Annotated in this window: 14 protein-coding genes; 11 read left to right on the top strand and 3 right to left on the bottom strand. The window is 60.2% G+C overall.

All coding sequences use genetic code 11. The features are described 5' to 3' along the window. Positions 1-6: 6 nt before the first annotated feature. Both LRP59_RS00190 and LRP59_RS00185 read left to right on the top strand, forming a co-directional pair. Positions 7-951, top strand: coding sequence for a fructose bisphosphate aldolase (locus LRP59_RS00190; protein WP_002514466.1), 945 nt, complete (start codon positions 7-9; stop codon positions 949-951). A gap of 81 nt (positions 952-1,032) precedes the next feature. Next, positions 1,033-1,773: an HAD-IIB family hydrolase gene (locus LRP59_RS00185; protein ID WP_002514465.1), complete on the top strand. Its 741-nt coding sequence runs from the start codon at positions 1,033-1,035 to the stop codon at positions 1,771-1,773. A 12-nt stretch (positions 1,774-1,785) separates the two neighbouring features. On the opposite strand, the gene brnQ is transcribed toward LRP59_RS00185, so the two are convergent. Continuing rightward, a complete protein-coding gene (gene brnQ, locus LRP59_RS00180) occupies positions 1,786-3,144 on the bottom strand; it encodes a branched-chain amino acid transport system II carrier protein (protein ID WP_002514464.1) in 1,359 nt (452 codons plus the stop codon). A 306-nt stretch (positions 3,145-3,450) separates the two neighbouring features. Here brnQ and clpB point away from each other — a divergent pair, with 306 nt between their 5' ends. Both clpB and LRP59_RS00170 read left to right on the top strand, forming a co-directional pair. Continuing rightward, positions 3,451-6,024, top strand: coding sequence for an ATP-dependent chaperone ClpB (gene clpB, locus LRP59_RS00175; RefSeq protein WP_002514463.1), 2,574 nt, complete (start codon positions 3,451-3,453; stop codon positions 6,022-6,024). A 150-nt stretch (positions 6,025-6,174) separates the two neighbouring features. Next, complete coding sequence (locus LRP59_RS00170) at positions 6,175-7,686, top strand: MFS transporter (protein ID WP_002514462.1); 1,512 nt, start codon at positions 6,175-6,177, stop codon at positions 7,684-7,686. A gap of 189 nt (positions 7,687-7,875) precedes the next feature. Here the strand turns inward: LRP59_RS00170 and LRP59_RS00165 are convergent, their stop codons facing one another. Then, on the bottom strand, positions 7,876-8,253 hold the full coding sequence (locus LRP59_RS00165) for a YchJ family protein (RefSeq protein ID WP_002514461.1): 378 nt from the start codon (positions 8,251-8,253) through the stop codon (positions 7,876-7,878). Positions 8,254-8,351: 98 nt separating this feature from the next. Here LRP59_RS00165 and LRP59_RS00160 point away from each other — a divergent pair, with 98 nt between their 5' ends. From LRP59_RS00160 to LRP59_RS00150, 3 genes are all read left to right on the top strand, one after another. After that, positions 8,352-9,410 (top strand): glycine betaine ABC transporter substrate-binding protein, encoded by a 1,059-nt coding sequence (locus tag LRP59_RS00160; protein WP_002520676.1) that lies wholly within the window; start codon positions 8,352-8,354, stop codon positions 9,408-9,410. After that, positions 9,407-10,210: a spermidine synthase gene (locus LRP59_RS00155; RefSeq protein WP_002520675.1), complete on the top strand. Its 804-nt coding sequence runs from the start codon at positions 9,407-9,409 to the stop codon at positions 10,208-10,210. Before LRP59_RS00160 ends, LRP59_RS00155 begins: the two co-directional genes overlap by 4 nt. 162 nt (positions 10,211-10,372) lie before the next feature. After that, positions 10,373-10,858, top strand: coding sequence for a hypothetical protein (locus LRP59_RS00150; protein ID WP_171011478.1), 486 nt, complete (start codon positions 10,373-10,375; stop codon positions 10,856-10,858). A 37-nt stretch (positions 10,859-10,895) separates the two neighbouring features. Here LRP59_RS00150 and LRP59_RS00145 read toward each other — a convergent pair whose 3' ends face one another. Next, complete coding sequence (locus LRP59_RS00145) at positions 10,896-11,624, bottom strand: DedA family protein (RefSeq protein WP_002514457.1); 729 nt, start codon at positions 11,622-11,624, stop codon at positions 10,896-10,898. A 113-nt stretch (positions 11,625-11,737) separates the two neighbouring features. On the opposite strand from LRP59_RS00145, the gene LRP59_RS00140 reads away from it, so the two are divergent. The 4 genes from LRP59_RS00140 to LRP59_RS00125 all read left to right on the top strand — a co-directional run bounded on the left by LRP59_RS00140 (position 11,738) and on the right by LRP59_RS00125 (position 15,983). Further along, complete coding sequence (locus LRP59_RS00140; protein WP_002514456.1) at positions 11,738-12,328, top strand: TrmH family RNA methyltransferase; 591 nt, start codon at positions 11,738-11,740, stop codon at positions 12,326-12,328. Between the two features lie 141 nt (positions 12,329-12,469). Next, a complete protein-coding gene (locus LRP59_RS00135; protein ID WP_148378638.1) occupies positions 12,470-12,952 on the top strand; it encodes a hypothetical protein in 483 nt (160 codons plus the stop codon). Between the two features lie 110 nt (positions 12,953-13,062). Continuing rightward, positions 13,063-14,088, top strand: coding sequence for a class II fructose-bisphosphate aldolase (gene fbaA, locus LRP59_RS00130; RefSeq protein WP_002514454.1), 1,026 nt, complete (start codon positions 13,063-13,065; stop codon positions 14,086-14,088). Positions 14,089-14,624: 536 nt separating this feature from the next. Beyond that, entirely contained in the window at positions 14,625-15,983 is a 1,359-nt protein-coding gene (locus tag LRP59_RS00125) for a hypothetical protein (RefSeq protein ID WP_002514453.1), read from the top strand. Positions 15,984-16,086: the final 103 nt, after the last annotated feature.

Raw genomic sequence — 16,086 nt, 5'->3', positions numbered from 1 at the left:
GGTACGTTGGAAGGCGTCATCGAAGTCGAAGGAGATGTCGCCATGACAGCCACTAATGCGCGCGCCCAGCAGACTGAACGCATGGGTACTGCACCCGGATTCATTGCCGCCTTGGACCAGTCTGGCGGTTCTACCCCGAAGGCCCTCAAGGCGTATGGGGTAGAACCTGAGGTTTATGGAGACGATAAGGACAAGATGTTCGATCTCGTCCACGAGATGCGGACCAGGATCATCACTAGCCCGTCGTTTACTGGCGACCATATTCTTGCGGCGATCCTGTTCGAGATGACGATGGATCGCGAGATCGAGGGAATCCCCACCGGTGACTACCTGTGGGAGAAGAAGGGCATCGTTCCCATCCTCAAGATTGATAAGGGCCTGGCTGACGAGGGCTGCCACGTTCGTCTCATGAAGCCGATTCCCGGCCTCGACGAGTTGGTGCACCGCGCCGTCGAGGAGAAGCACATCTTCGGTACCAAGGAGCGCTCTGTCATCCTGGATGACGACAAAGCTGGCATCGAAAAGATTGTCGACCAGCAGTTCGAACTGGCCGAACAGGTGCGCGCTGCGGGTCTTGTGCCGATCCTCGAACCCGAGGTCGACATCCACGCTCCACATAAGGAGAAGGCTGAGGAAAGGCTGCACAACCTCATCCGCGAGCACATCGACTCTCTGCCGCTCGACGCCAAGATCATGTTGAAGCTGACGATCCCGAGTTCCGAAGACCTGTATGCCGACCTCATTGCGGATCCGAAGGTCCTACGCGTCGTCGCCCTGTCTGGTGGGTACTCCCGTGATGAGGCCAACAAGAAGCTGGCACGCAACAAGGGACTCATTGCGAGCTTCTCTCGTGCTTTGGCCGAGGGACTGAACGTCGCACAGTCGCAGCAGGAGTTCGATCAGACTCTGCGCGCCTCCATCGACTCGATTTACGCCGCCTCGGTGTCCTGACCCTTCGACAGACGGGCCCGCTGGGAAACTTGCGGGCCCGTTGTCATGCGTGAGCATTCGTCGGCCTTGTACAGTTCGAGGGTGATTCCTGAACTTGTCGCGTTTGATCTAGACGACACGTTGGCCCCTTCGAAAACTCGTCTTCCCCAGGAGATGGCCCGCATCGTTGCTCGCTTGCTTGATCGCACGAGTGTGTGTGTCATCTCTGGTGGCCAGTTCGGTCAGTTCCGGACTCAGGTCGTCGAGGCTCTCGTCGACGCACCCCGGCTGGATCGGCTCCACCTGCTGCCCGCCTGCGGTACTCAGTACTACCGCTGTGTTGACGGTGAGTGGCAGCGCATTTACGTCGAGGCTTTGACTGACGATGAGAAGTCCCGCGCTATGGAAGCTGTCGAAACCTGTGCCCGTGACCTCGGGCTGTGGGAGGAGCACACCTGGGGCCCGGTATTGGAAGACCGCGAATCGCAGATCACTTTTTCCGCGCTGGGTCAGCAGGCCCCCGTCGACGCTAAGAAAGCGTGGGACCCCAGCGGCGATAAGAAGCTTAACCTGCGTGAGGCGGTTGCTGGGAAGCTCCCTGATCTCGAGGTGCGCGCTGGGGGGTCCACCTCCGTGGATATCACTCGAGTTGGTCGAGACAAGTCCTTCGGTATAGCCAAGCTGCTTGAGATAACGGGCCTATCCAAGACGGATGTGCTGTTCTACGGTGATCGTCTTGACGAACACGGCAACGACTACCCTGTTAAGGCGATGGGTATTCCGTGCGTCGCGGTCGACGACTGGCAAGATACCCTGGTCAAACTCGAAGACTTGCTCGCGTAAGCGTAAAGCTACTCAGCTACTCGTGCCCCACCGACGGGGACGACCCACGATGAGACTGGCTCCCCAACCGGCGGCCAGACCGATAACGGCGGGAAGCCCCCAGCCGAGGCCGTCGGATGCCCAGGGTAGGACCATGTCGGCCACGTGGGTGATAGCGCGGGTCTCTGACCCTTGGATCGGCAGGGCGCGTACCAGGTCGGGCAGGGCAGCCAGGGCGACGCATCCGGTCATGATGCGGTGGGGGAGGCGGCTGGCACCCAGCCACGGGTCAAGCAGCCCCAAAATGATCGCTGTGATCGCTAACGGGTAGAGGAACATGAGGACGGGGGTCGACCAGGCGATGATCGTCGTCAGACCGGCGTTGGCGATGATGGCTGACGCCACGCTGAAGATGACGACCCAGCTTCGCACCGACGGCCCCGCCGGGAACATGCGACGAAAGATCTCGGCACAGGCCACGACCAACCCGATCGCTGTTTTGAGGCAGGCGACTAGCACGATGGCGGCTATCAACACCTGACCGGCCGTGCCGTAGTAGTGGCGTGAAACCCCAGCCAGGACGACACCGCCGTTGGCAGCGTTAGGGACGACGAGGGCAGACGTGCGCCCGAGCCATGCCAGGGATACGTAGACGAGGGTTAGCGGGATGGTGGCAACCAGCCCGGCGCGGATCGTGATATGGGTGACATCGCGACGGCCTGTCAAGCCGCGTTGATTGATCGCCTCAATGATGACGATAGCGAAGGCGAGGGACGCCAGCGCGTCCATGGTGTTGTAGCCGTGGAGGAAGCCGTGCATGAAGGGCTGGTGATCGTACGGGGGTTGCGGGGGACGATTCGCGACGGTGGGCATGGGATGGATGAGGGTCGCCACGATGAGAATGGCCAGCAGGGCAAGGAACAGTGGGGTCAGATATCGCCCTACCCAGTCCATGAGCTTGCCGGGTTTGAGGGCTGCGACCAGAGTCATCGCGAAGAACACGATGGTGAAGATCGGCAGTGCCGGGCCGTGGCCTTGGATAAAGGGCGCCACGCCGACTTCGTAGGAGACGGTGGCCGTTCTCGGGATGGCGAAGGCTGGGCCGATGGTCAGGTACAGCAGGCAGGTGAAGATTGTGGCGTAGTGAGGGGACACCCGCGAGGTCATGCCGTGGACGCTCGAACATCCCGACACGGCGGAGGAGATGATGGCCACGATGGGGATTCCGACTGCGGTGACGAGAAATCCTGCGCCGGTTATAGGGGCGCTGTGGCCGGCAAGGCGCCCTAGTTCGACCGGGAAGATGAGGTTTCCGGCGCCGAAAAATAGCCCAAATATCATGAGCCCGATGAGGAGGGCGGTGTGCTTGGGGACGGTTCGCAGATCGGACATGGGGAATATCTTGCCAGGGTGGTGGCGGTAGCTCCCGCAAGGGGACTTTCGTGGTTTTTCCCACAGGTGAGAACGAGCGTTCATCTGGAGGTCGTTGGTGTCATCTGGCGATCGGGACGGGAGGCCTTCCCTCTTCCAGCCATTCCGACCGTGATGACGCGAAGCGGCTGGACCTCACAGTGGTTCCGAGGTGATGGCGAGCGACTCCTTTGGGCTAGTTGAGTCATGTACGCTCAACTTCACTTGATTGTGCCCAGCCAGGGGTCATACTTGAGTCATAGCAACTCAACTCCAGTGAGGCATGTAATGGACACCAATCTCACCACGATGAGCCGTGACGCGGTCACCGCCGCTACTCGACATGCGTTGGCCCACGGGAACCCGTCCGTGGAGCCCTCGCATCTTCTTCACGCACTGTTCACGATCCCAGACAACACTGTCAGTCCGTTGGTAGCTGGCTTGGGGATCGATCCTCAGCAGGTCGACGCCGTCGCCACCGCGGCGATGCGCTCCCTTCCGTCAAGCACCGGCGCCTCGGTGGCTCAGCCGCAGCTGTCCGGGGCGTTCGCCCGTGTCATCGCCGACGCACAGAACCGCGCCGAGGCCATGGGTGACTCTTTCGTCGCTACCGAGCACCTGCTTATTTCATTGACGGCTGTCCCCTCTGACGTCCAGAACGGCCTGGCAGGACTCGGCCTCAAGCCCGACTCCCTGGCGGCGGCCTTTAATGAAGGTCGCGGAGACCGTCGTGTCACCTCCGAGGAGTCGGAGGGAGGCGAATCGGCTCTTGCCAAGTACTCTGTCGACCTCACCGAGCGCGCCCGTGCTGGCAAGCTTGACCCCGTCATTGGTCGTGATCAGGAGATTCGCCGCGTCGTCCAGGTGTTGGCACGACGCACTAAGAACAACCCGGTCCTTATCGGTGAGCCGGGGGTCGGCAAGACTGCCGTCGTCGAAGGGTTGGCTCAGCGCGTCGTCGCCGGGGACGTTCCCGACTCTCTCAAAGGGCGTCGCGTCGTCTCTTTGGATCTGTCTTCCATGGTCGCCGGGGCTAAATACCGCGGCGAGTTTGAGGAGCGCCTCAAGGCCGTCCTCAACGAGATCAAGGAGGCCGAGGGGCAGATCATTACCTTCATCGACGAGCTGCACACCGTCGTCGGCGCCGGGGCTTCCGGAGAGGGAGCAATGGACGCTGGCAATATGCTCAAGCCGATGCTGGCCCGTGGCGAGCTGCGAATGATCGGTGCCACTACCCTCGACGAGTACCGCGAGCATATTGAGAAGGACCCAGCCCTGGAGCGTCGTTTCCAGCAGGTCTTTGTCGGTGAACCGTCGGTTGAGGACACTATTGCCATCCTGCGCGGCTTGCGAGAGCGCTACGAGGCCCACCACAAGGTGCGTATTACTGACGGAGCCCTTGTCGCGGCCGCCAGCTTGTCTAACCGGTACATCACCGCCCGTCAGCTTCCTGACAAGGCCATTGACCTTATCGACGAGGCTGCGTCTCGGCTGCGCATGGAGATTGACTCCTCTCCGGAGGAGATCGACACCCTGCGCCGTGAAGTCGACCGCATGAAGATGGAGATCTTCGCCGTCGAGAAGGAGGACGACCCGGCCAGCCAGCAGCGCCTAGCGAGGTTGCGCGCTGAAATGGCTGACAAGGAGGAGACCCTGCGTGGCCTGGAGTCGCGCTGGGAGGCTGAGAAGGCTGGTCTCAACAAGGTCGGTGAGCTCAAGACAAGGATTGACGAGTTGCGGACTGCCGCCGACAAGTACCAGCGCGAGGGCGACTTCGGGCGAGCGTCCGAAATCCTCTACGGTCAGATTCCCGGCCTTGAGAAGGAGATGGAGGCTGCTGCCAAGGCCGAGGAGGAAACCCCGCGGATGGTCTCCGAGGAGGTCGGCACCTCCGACATCGCCGAGGTTGTTTCCTCGTGGACTGGCATTCCCGTTGGGCGGATGATGCAGGGCGAGCAGGAGAAGCTGCTCCATATGGAGGAGCGGCTGCACGAACGTCTTATTGGTCAGGATCGAGCGGTCAAGACGGTTTCGGATGCGGTACGTCGCTCCCGGGCGGGAATCAGCGACCCGAACCGTCCGACTGGCTCGTTTCTCTTTTTGGGCCCCACGGGCGTCGGCAAGACCGAGTTGGCCAAGTCTCTGGCGGAGTTCCTCTTCGACGACGAGACCGCTCTGGTGCGTATCGACATGAGTGAGTACATGGAGAAGCACTCCGTCTCGCGTCTGGTCGGTGCCCCTCCGGGTTACGTCGGTTATGAAGAGGGCGGTCAGCTCACCGAAGCCGTGCGGCGTCGTCCCTACTCGGTCATCTTGCTTGACGAGGTGGAAAAGGCTCATCCTGACGTCTTCAACATTTTGCTGCAGGTGCTCGACGACGGTCGTCTGACTGACGGCCAAGGACGCACGGTGGATTTCCGCAACACCATTTTGGTCTTGACGAGCAATTTGGGTAGCCAGTTCCTGTCAGACGCGAGCCTTGATGACCATGCTAAGCGTGAGGCCGTCATGGGGGCGGTGCGTCAGGCGTTCCGACCCGAGTTCCTGAATCGACTCGACGATGTGGTCATGTTCGACCCGTTATCGATGGCCGATCTGGGACGAATCGTCGAGACGAACCTGGCTAAGCTCAATTCACGGCTGGCAGAGCGGCGTATCACCATTGCCGTGACCGACGCCGGTAAGGACTGGCTGGCCATGGCGGGTTTCGACCCGATCTACGGTGCCCGGCCACTGCGTCGCCTGATGCAGACCACCATCGATGATCAGCTGGCTCGCAAGGTGTTGTCTGGGCAAGTGCAGGAGGGCGATACGGCGACCTTTGACATCAACGAGGCTGGTGACGGTTTGGTGATTCTCTGATGGCGAACGCTTGCCGTGTGACGGCGTTGTGACAGTTCGTAGGGGCGTTGGGTCGGTTGAACCAACGCCCCTGCTGTGATGTTTCTCACTATTTGGTGGAGTGTATGGGTATAGCCTGCTCACGCCATCCCCACATGGAGGAGGACCGCTGTGTCAGACGCCCAAGCCACTGAGCGAACGATCACATCACTGATACCAGCCCGTATCGACCGGCTGTCGTGGTCGACATTTCACACCATGGTTATCGTCGGTCTAGGAACAGCGTGGATCCTCGACGGTATTGAGGTGCAGATCGTCGCAGCAAATGGCTTTGCAAAACCGCTGCACATGTCCACCACCGAGGTTACCGCGGCAGCAACCTTCTACCTGCTCGGCCAAGTACTTGGTGCTCTCTTCTTCGGCAAACTTACCGACCGTATTGGTCGAAAGAAACTCTTCACTCTGACTCTCCTGGTTTACCTTCTTGGTTCGGGTATTGCAGGTTTGTCCTTCTCGACGTGGTTCCTCTATGTGTGCCGGTTTATTGCTGGATCTGGTATTGGTGGTGAATATTCAGCGATCAACTCGGCCATCGATGAGCTCATTCCGGCCCAGTATCGCGGTCGGGTGGACTTGTCCGTCAATGGCACCTACTGGGCTGGCGTCATGCTCGGTTCGGTCGCTACGATTTACCTCCTTGACCCGACGAAGGTCGCGGAGTTTTGGGGCTGGCGTATTGGCTTCTTTATTGGTCCGGTTCTCGGCATTGTTGTCATCCTTATTCGTAAGCATATTCCGGAGTCGCCTCGGTGGATGCTGACGCACGGTTACGGTGAGCAGGCCGAAGAGATCGTTGCCGGAATTGAGCAGGATGTTCGGGAGTCGGGGCATGAACTTGAGCCGGTTAGCGACGACCAGGCCATCACCTTGGAACCCGAGGTGAGGCGTCAAGGCCGCCGCAACTTCTCCCAGCGTTGGGTAGAGTTTAAGGAGTCTGGTGCTGAGCTGGTCGAGGTGTTCCTGCGTCGCTATTGGAAGCGCACTGTGCTGGGTGTCACCCTTATGGTGACCCAGTCCTTCCTGTACAACGCTATCTTTTTCACCTATGAGATCGTGCTGTCGCAGTTCTATTCAGTGTCTAAATCTGATGTCGGCTTGTATATGATCCCATTCGCGGCAGGAAACCTACTCGGTCCAATTCTACTGGGGCGATTATTCGACACCATTGGTCGACGCAAGATGATTTTCGCTACCCATGGAATAGCTGCTCTGGTACTGGCTATCAGTGCGGTGCTGTTCCAGCGTGATGCCCTGACGCCGTCCACCCACACTATCTTCTGGTGCGTCGCTTTCTTCTTTGCTAGCGCCGGAGCTTCCTCGGCCTATCTGACAGTGTCCGAGATTTTCCCGCTGGAGGTTCGTGGTCAGGCTATTAGCTACTTCTTCTCAATCGCCCAGATCGCCGGTGCTATCGCTCCATTCATCTTCGGTAACCTCATCGGTGACGGTTCCTCGCGCGGCCCCCTTGTCGGCGGTTACTTCATCGGTGCCGGCATCATGCTTACCGGTGGTCTCGTCGCTTTGTTCATGGGCGTTGACGCCGAGGGCAAGGGTCTGGAGGCCATCACTGATCCGCTCAGCCGTGACCGTGCCAAAAAGTCGGCCGCTCGGCAAGCCGAGTGAGTTAGGGGGAGACGACTATGACGGCCAGCACTATCAAGCCCACTTCGTTGTGCGGTGTTGGGATCTGAGACATCATACGCAATGTGCAGTGCCCGGTGGTTGTCATGCCACGTCCGGTGTGCAAGGCACATGAGAGGCTCGATAGCGTCGTCTCTTCGGCCGCGGCGGAGTCTGGCAAGAACTAAGCGCTTAGTCGACGTCCCCGTCGACATACATCCACCGGCCTGCGCGACGCTGGAAACGGGACACCTCATGGAGGACGTTGTGGCGCTTCCCGGCCCGGTACGAGGCGCGAAATTCCACCATTCCGGTGATGTCGCCCGGTTGGCCGTCCTTGGTGGCAAGGATCTGCAAACCCGTCCATTCCAGGCCCTGCGAATCGACAACATCGGGACGGGTACGGGGGTGCCAGGTTGCCCACAGGTGATTCCACCGTCCCAGGGTGTTCGCGGTGTAGCGCGACCGCATGAGTGCTTCGGCGGTTTCGGCGTGACGCGGGTCGTCGAGGATCGGTCCGCAGCACTGGTCGAGGTTCCGTCCTGATCCGCAGGGACACAATAAGGTCATGGTTTAAGCATCCCAGGCTGGGTGTCGCCCGGCGCGGACTACAGTCGGCACCGGCCCTCCGACGAGATTCGGAAGGCTTGCGCCACATCGGGCGCTGGATGGATGGGAGATGGATGATGTCGCACGGTGTGGCAGCCATGGCGTTCTTGGCAGGCCTGATCGGGTTGGGACTCGCGGGGTGTTCCGGGACAGCCGGGGTCTACAACAGTGGTGACGAGGCGGCCAACGGATCACGGTCGGGAGTTGAGGCGACCCCCGAGGCCCATGCAGGTGCTACGCCTGACCAGAAGTGGACCCATTGCACCCCAGGAGCTCGTTCCAAGGACATCACCGCAATGACGCCCGATACCAACACCTCCCTGACGATCGGTGCGTTCAACGGATGGGATGAGTCCTGGGCGACAGCTGGTCTCATCAAGCAAGTCCTCAAGAAGGACGGCTACACCGTCACCATTAAAGGATTTGACGCCGGGGTCGGGTATCAGGCGACTGCTGGCGGTGACATCGACATCATCACTGATTCCTGGCTTCCGGTGACCCAGGCTGGCTACATCCGCAAGTACGGCCCGAAGTTGGAGAACCTCGGGTGCTGGTACGACAATGCGAAACTCACTATTGCCGTGAATAAAAACTCACCGGCACATTCCATCGCCGATCTCAAGAAAACTGGCAGCGCCTACGGAAACGTCATTTACAGCATCGAACCGGGTGCCGAGATGACGAAGACCATCGCTAATCAGACACTGCCGATGTACGGGTTGTCGAACATCACCCTCAAGACCTCGTCGACGCCGGCGATGCTGGCCCAGCTCCAGAAAGCCACCAAGGCAGGGAGTAACGTCGCGGTCACCCTCTGGCGGCCGCACTGGGCCTATGACGCCTACCCGGTACGCGATCTCGATGATCCCAAGAATGCCATCTCCAACGCGGAGCTCATTTACAGTTTCGGTCGACCCGGATTCGAGAAGGACCACCCCAAGGCCGCTCAGCTCATCCGGAACCTCGCAATCGACGACGCCCACCTGTCTAGTCTGGAGCACCTCATGGTCGATACCACTAAGCGTGGTGGCCAGCAGGACACTGCGATCTCGAGGTGGATGGCCGACAATCCGGACTGGGTACACGATTGGCTGACCGGAAGGCTGGGGCCTCGATGAGCCGAGTTCTGCCCGATCCGGACGTGGCGGGAGCATGGACAGTGCGCGTCGGTGGCGCGGATCAGTCGTGGATCGATCCCGACGATCCCACCCGTCTGGAGTTCGACTATATGCAACGCATCGCCGACCATCTCGATGTTCACCGTCCAGCGGGGGAGAGGATGCGCGTCATCCATCTAGGTGGGGCAGGGATGTGCCTAGCACGGTATGTCGCGGCGACCCGTCCGACCAGCCCGCAGATCGTCTGTGAGCCCGACGCCGAGTTGACGGCAGAGGTCCGTCTCAAGGTTCCGCTACCGGTGCGTTCAGGGATCAAGGTGCGCCCGGTAGACGGACGATCGGGGGTCGCGGCCATGCGGGAGGATTTCGCCGACGTCGTCATCCTCGATGCCTTCGACGGCGCCCGGGTTCCTGGCGACCTCGTCACTGTCGAGTTCTTTGCCGATGTATCCCGCGTCCTGCACTTCGACGGTATCGGGGTAGCGAACTTAGCTGACTCCGCACCCCTTGTGTGGACTAAGCGAGTCGCGAGGTCCGTTAAAGAGGTGTTTTCCAACGTCTGTGTGGCGGCGGAGCCAGCGACCCTCAAGGGGCGTCGCTACGGAAATATTGTCCTGGCCGCCTCGAACGGACCGCTGCACGAGGAGGAGCTAACTCGACGCTGTAGCGGCGCGGCTGTCCCGTTTCGGTTTATCGCTGGTGATGCACTGGAGAAGCTGTTGGCAGATGCTCGTCCTTTCCACGATGGCGACACCGAATCCTCGCCGGGGCCGCCTGGCGGAGCGACCTTCTTCTCCTGACTGCTCATATGGTCAGCGGTGTTGTCCTGGGTAGCGATCTGGTGAGACCTCGCGGCAATGACGATTCTCGTTCGGGTTGTCGTTCAGTGACATGATGTCACCATGATCCATACGACCTCTGAGGGAACAGTCAGGTATGGCTATCTGCCGTCGCTGCCAGCGATGCCCAAACTGATCGTTGTGGCACGGGTCGTGGTGATCGGTTTGTCGACCATGTGGGCCCTCATCATCTGTGGGTTGTGGGTGGCTGGGCGTAGCGAAAGCCAATCGACCCTCGGCCCGATCCTGACGTCGTTCGCCTTGGGCATGGACTCGGGAGGCTGGACCGGTTATCTGCTCACTCCACTGGCGGGTTGCGTCTTGACGGTGACGATGGGTCGAGGCCACGCCATCGACCGCTATCTCTTCACGGTGCTCTCACTGGGTTGGATGTGGTGGCTTTCTCGTGGCGCAGAGTTTATAGGAGGGTTTGACGTCATCGGGGTCATGGCCGTCGCGGTGGTGTTGGTTATCGTTTGGAGCGCACCAGTTAACACGTGGATTAAGGCTGTCGCCGAACGCGACAAGGTGATCGCAAATCCGCCAGAGGAAGGATGGCTAGCGCCGGGGCAGGTCCAGCCGTGGCAAGCGAACTCCCGTCGTAGGTGAGTCGATTCCCTCACCTGCGGCACGTTCAGCTCGGCTTTCACTCGACGCGGGACCGCCGAGCTGATTGTGGCTGGCTGACCTGACCCTTGCGTCGGGCCTTGAGCCATTCGACACCCATCGGCAGCACTGACACCACGATGATGAGGAGCAGAGCCGCCTCGAAATTGTTCCGAACGACGGGGATTTGGCCGAGGAAATAACCAGCCTGGACAGCGATGAGCACCCAGAGTATGCCGCCGATAGCGGTATAGGTGATGAATTTCTGAAACGTCATCCGTCCCACGCCGGCAATCATGGTGACGAAGGTGCGCACGATCGGTACGAAACGGGCCAGGATGAGCGCTACGGAACCATGCTTGCGGAAGAACTCATGGGTGGTGTCCACATGTTTGGGGGAGAACACCTTACCCATGAATCCTTCTCGCTCTCGGAAAAGCTTCGGGCCAACCAGGTAGCCGATCCAGTAACCGCAGATATTTCCTGCGATAGCGCAGATGATGAGGACTACGTTGACGATGATGAGGGTCGTCGTCACAGATCCGTAATGGACCAAAGGGACGGTTGAGTTAACGCCCACGGCGGCAAACATTCCCAGAGCAAAAAGCAAAGAGTCTCCGGGCATGAAGAACACGGCAAGTCCGCATTCGGCGAAGGCGATCAGCGCGACGATCCACAGAGCAGCAGCACCGGTGCCCTGGATGATGGCCTGAGGGTCCATCCAGGTTGGGGTGAGCAGGGCTGGGAGGGTCATGAGGAGACTCGACATAGGGTCAAGACTATCTTTGGTCCGTGTGTGCCTCGTCCGCTGATGAACTCGCTGATGCCCCTTCGCTGCAGACTCCCAGCCAGTTAGGGACTACAGTCGTAGGTGTTGGGCCGATGCCGAAACCGTGGCCTGATGACCCGAGACTCGATCCTGAGCTGTTGGCTTCAGGCGATCGACGCAATGTTATTGATCGGTACCGCTACTGGACGATGGAGGCCATCGTCGCCGACCTTGACGCCCAGCGCTCCCGGTTGCATGTGGCTATTCAGAACTGGGAACATGATTTCAATATCGGGTCGGTGGTGCGTACCGCCAACGCTTTTAATGTCGCGGCCGTTCATATCTTGGGGCGGCGTCGTTGGAATAGACGTGGCGCAATGGTGACTGACCGGTATTTGCACGTTTACCACCACTCTGACGTCCCCTCCTTCCTACACTGGCTTGACGAGCACGGCGTCACTCCCGTCGGAGTGGATAATCTGCCTGGATCGGTGCCACTGGAGACGGTCCAGCTGCCGCAGGACTGTTGCTTGGTCTTTGGATCGGAAGGTCCCGGGCTGACCGACGAGGTCGTCAAAGGGTGCGAGCAGTTGGTGGCTATCACCCAGTACGGGTCAACGCGTTCCATGAATGCTGGCGCGGCTGCCGCGATTGCCATGTACGCCTGGACGACGCAGTGGTGTCCAAAGCCACGCACTAGCTGATCGGGGAGAACCGTCACCCTCTAGGCTCGTGTCATGAGCACGCAACCCACTGAGGAACCACTCCGACTAGTTGTGGCATTCAATCCAGTGCCTAGTGCCTCCCGGGTTGCTCATCATCATGCGACGAGATTTCGCCTGGCGGTGCAGGCCTTCATTGTCGTCGTCATTGGTGGTTTGTTGTGGGCGTTGACGGCCGACGCCTTCCAGTTATCGACGGTGATGTGGATGCTCGGGGCATGGGTGGTGCTATTCCTCGTGCTTTTCGTCATCCAGAATCTGCGGCTGCACGCCGCTCGCAAGGATCTTCTCGGCGTCGGGGAGGGGCCCGCGCTCATCGTCTGTTCGCGTGGCTTGCTCTTGCGACGAGCATTGCGCTGCGAGTCTGAAGGGCCTGTGGCGACGTCTATGGACGAGGTTCGCTGGGATGATTTATCTGCGGTCAAGGTGGGGGGCTCGTCGATTGGTTCTGGTCCCGGTCTGGTTGTCTATGCCGATGACGGCAGGCAGTGGGAGGTTCCACTGTCCTGGCTTGATAGTCGGCTAGCTGACATTGACGCGGCGATTTCCGCGGCTTCAGGTGGTCACGTTCGGGTGGAACAGGATGGTGCCGGCATCGCCGACTAATGTGCGCTGCGCAGCACCTATGAGCGTGCCGGGTGCCGGAACTGACATCGGGAGGGTGCCTGCGGAAGAATAGCTCTTGTCAACGCGAGTTCATATAGGAAAGGCCTAACATGCCCATCGCAACACCTGAGGTCTACGGCGAGATGATTGACCGCGCGAAGGAACAGGGCTTCGCGTACCCGGCCATCAACGTGACCTCCTCCCAGACCCTCAACGCTGCTCTGCAGGGGTTCACTGAGGCCGGTTCCGACGGCATCGTCCAGATCTCCACCGGTGGCGCGGAGTACACCTCCGGTCAGACGGTGAAGGACATGGTGACTGGTGCGGTTGCTCTCGCGGAGTACGCCCACGTCGTCGCTAAGAATTACCCGATCAACGTGGCCTTGCACACCGACCACTGCCAGAAGGAGAAGCTGGATAAGTACGTCAACCCGCTTATTGCCATCTCGCAGGAGCGCGTCGACAAGGGCCAGGACCCGCTATTCAACTCTCATATGTGGGACGGCTCGGCCATCGAGGTTGAGGAGAACTTGCAGATTGCCGAGGAGCTACTGTTGCGCACCGCGAAGGCCAAGCTCATCCTCGAGATTGAGGTCGGCGCTGTTGGTGGCGAGGAAGACGGTGTGACCGGCGAGATCAACGAGAAGTTGTACACCACCGTTGCTGACGGCATGCGTACCCTCGAGGTGCTGGGCCTGGGTGAGAAGGGCCGCTACACCACCGCCCTGACCTTCGGGAACGTCCATGGTGCGTACAAGCCGGGTTACGTCAAGCTGCGCCCGGGAATCCTCAAGGAGATCCAGGACGAGTGCGGCAAGAAGTACGGCAAGGAGAAGCCGTTCGATCTGGTCTTCCATGGTGGGTCGGGATCGACTGCCCAGGAGATCGCCGACGCGGTGTCCTATGGCGTTATCAAGATGAACATCGATACCGATACTCAGTACGCGTTCTCGCGTCCGGTTGTTGAGCACATGTTCAAGAACTACGACGGCATGCTCAAGATTGACGGTGAGGTCGGCAACAAGAAGATGTACGACCCGCGTTCGTGGGGCAAGAAGGCTGAGGCTGGTATGGCCGCTCGGATTGTTGAGGCTTGTGAGCAGCTGGGTTCGAAGGGTACTTCGGTCAGCGCCTGAGTTGTTTTGTGAAGAATCCTAGCCAGTTCTGTTGTGAGGATTGGCTGGGATTTTTCACGTCATCGGTGTGATGGTAATATTGTGCCGCCAATTCCGGCAGCAGCGGATAGTATGACGCATACGGCATAGTTTATAGTTGTTTTTGTTCTCATTACTATTCCTTGGTGGTAATCGATTTCATGTCAAGTGAAGTGTCCATATGGTTCGCCCCAAGTGCTTCGTTCTACCCTTTGAATTCATGCTCTTTGCCTGTGGCCCGGGGGCGCGGAAGAAGGGCCGGGGAGCGTCGAGGGGTGCCACGCCTTCCATATCGCTTGCGGCTGGCCCTGCGCTCGCGGCCGACACCGCCATTGTGCAGGAGAGATTCGTTGCGGTCGAGGTGTTAATGGGTTGGAGTTGACCGCAGGTTCCGTTTAGACCACTATGCGCCTGACGGGGAAATCCTCTGGCCGTTGGGCGGTGGCGGCGACTATGTACATGGTGAGATGACGAGGACTTCCTTGGACCACACATACACGCACTGACCAAGGAGGGCCATGTCTCGACCTGAACCGACCGGAGAGAACCGTATCGTTGAGCCGGAAGAGATCTTCTTCTCAACTACCGATGCCAAGGGAATCATAGAGAAAGCCAACTCGGTTTTCGTGGACATCTCCCGGTACTCCTGGGATGACCTCATCGGGGCGCCCCATAACATCATTCGTCACCCGATGATGCCCGGCGCGGCATTCCTCGCCATGTGGACGACAATCCAAACGGGGGAACCTTTTTGCGCCTACGTCCACAACCTCGCTGCTGATGGTGCCACCTACACGGTGCTGGCCACCGTCGTGCCGTTGGGGGAGGGCTACCTGTCGGTGCGCGTCACCCCGCAGGTGCCCGAGATGCTTCAGGCGGCCGAGACTGTCTACCAGGCGGGTCGTGACGCCGAGTGGATTGCCGGGGAACAGGGATGTGGTGCTCCTGAACGAGCCCGCCGTGGTCTTGATGCCGTCAAGACGGCCCTCGAACAGGCCGGATACCCCGACTACGGGACGTTCATGCGCAAGGCGTTGGTTCAGGAGGTGTCGGTACGTCGGCGGCAGCACCGTGCCTCCCGTGGCATGGTCGACGAGACGACCTTGGGACAGCTCTCGAGCCAGGTCAACCGGGCTCGACAGCTGGTCGAGACCTGGCTGGAGACCTTCGACGGGCTAAGCGACCTCTCGTCCAAGGCCGGTCGGACCGCGCGCACCCTGAGTAGGGCGATGACCGAGTCGCAGCGCACTGCTGACGTCATTACTGATTCCCGTGAAGCCACTGAGGCGTCGTTGCGGCCCTTGGTGACCGTCCTCACCCTGTGGAGCCGGATGGACGCCGAGATAGCGCCGCTGGTCAACGGGGTAGTCGCTGACCTCGACGCCATGGCCACTAGCGCGGATCTCACGAGTTTCCGGCTGGCGGTGGCCCACGTCCAGGTCGAGTCGACCCGCAGCTTTGTTTCCGAGCTGTGGGCCGAGGTGGACGGTTGGCAACGTGCCCTCCCCGCTATCGATGACCTTTCTCGGGCTGTGGAGGAAGCCATGTCGGAGGCGAACCGTCGCCTCGACGAGGTGCGCGGCTTGGCCGATCGCGCCGCGTCCCGCACCCAGGAGCTAGCTGATCTGATGGCGATGCCGACCGCTCTGCTCACCAGTTGGCAGCAGATGGCCAGCCAACGGGAGCTATCGGCCGGGGTGGCTGATCTCGTTCCGCGGGTGGAGGAGCAGATCGGCGCCAGCCAGGCGATGGCCGCTGAGCTGACCGATGTCGTTGCTGGGCTGCACAAACTCGCAGGCGTCTCGAACGAGGAATTGGACGTCTCGGTGCTGGCTGAGATCCGTCGTCTCGGGGCCGAGGTGGCGGCCGGACGCTGAACCACGCCGGAGTCCGGCCCATGGTTGGGTCGGACTATCAGCAGCAACGCTCTCGACATATGCGTTTTTCCTCGGATAAAACGGCGGTCCCGTTCGGTGCGAA

The sequence above is a fragment of the Cutibacterium sp. 37298 genome (assembly GCF_023838685.1).
GTDB lineage: Bacteria > Actinomycetota > Actinomycetes > Propionibacteriales > Propionibacteriaceae > Cutibacterium > Cutibacterium acnes.
The sequence above is the reverse complement of the archived record's forward strand: the minus strand, read 5'-3'. Positions and strand labels throughout refer to the sequence as shown.

Coding starts and splice junctions, on each gene's coding strand:
- LRP59_RS00155 (WP_002520675.1), top strand. CDS start 9,407: ATGAGCCGAGTTCTGCCCGATCCGGACGTGGCGGGAGCATGGACAGTG.
- LRP59_RS00150 (WP_171011478.1), top strand. CDS start 10,373: ATGCCCAAACTGATCGTTGTGGCACGGGTCGTGGTGATCGGTTTGTCG.
- LRP59_RS00140 (WP_002514456.1), top strand. CDS start 11,738: ATGCCGAAACCGTGGCCTGATGACCCGAGACTCGATCCTGAGCTGTTG.
- brnQ (WP_002514464.1), bottom strand. CDS start 3,144: ATGTCCGATCTGCGAACCGTCCCCAAGCACACCGCCCTCCTCATCGGG.
- fbaA (WP_002514454.1), top strand. CDS start 13,063: ATGCCCATCGCAACACCTGAGGTCTACGGCGAGATGATTGACCGCGCG.
- LRP59_RS00125 (WP_002514453.1), top strand. CDS start 14,625: ATGTCTCGACCTGAACCGACCGGAGAGAACCGTATCGTTGAGCCGGAA.
- LRP59_RS00165 (WP_002514461.1), bottom strand. CDS start 8,253: ATGACCTTATTGTGTCCCTGCGGATCAGGACGGAACCTCGACCAGTGC.
- LRP59_RS00145 (WP_002514457.1), bottom strand. CDS start 11,624: ATGTCGAGTCTCCTCATGACCCTCCCAGCCCTGCTCACCCCAACCTGG.
- LRP59_RS00160 (WP_002520676.1), top strand. CDS start 8,352: ATGGATGGGAGATGGATGATGTCGCACGGTGTGGCAGCCATGGCGTTC.
- clpB (WP_002514463.1), top strand. CDS start 3,451: ATGGACACCAATCTCACCACGATGAGCCGTGACGCGGTCACCGCCGCT.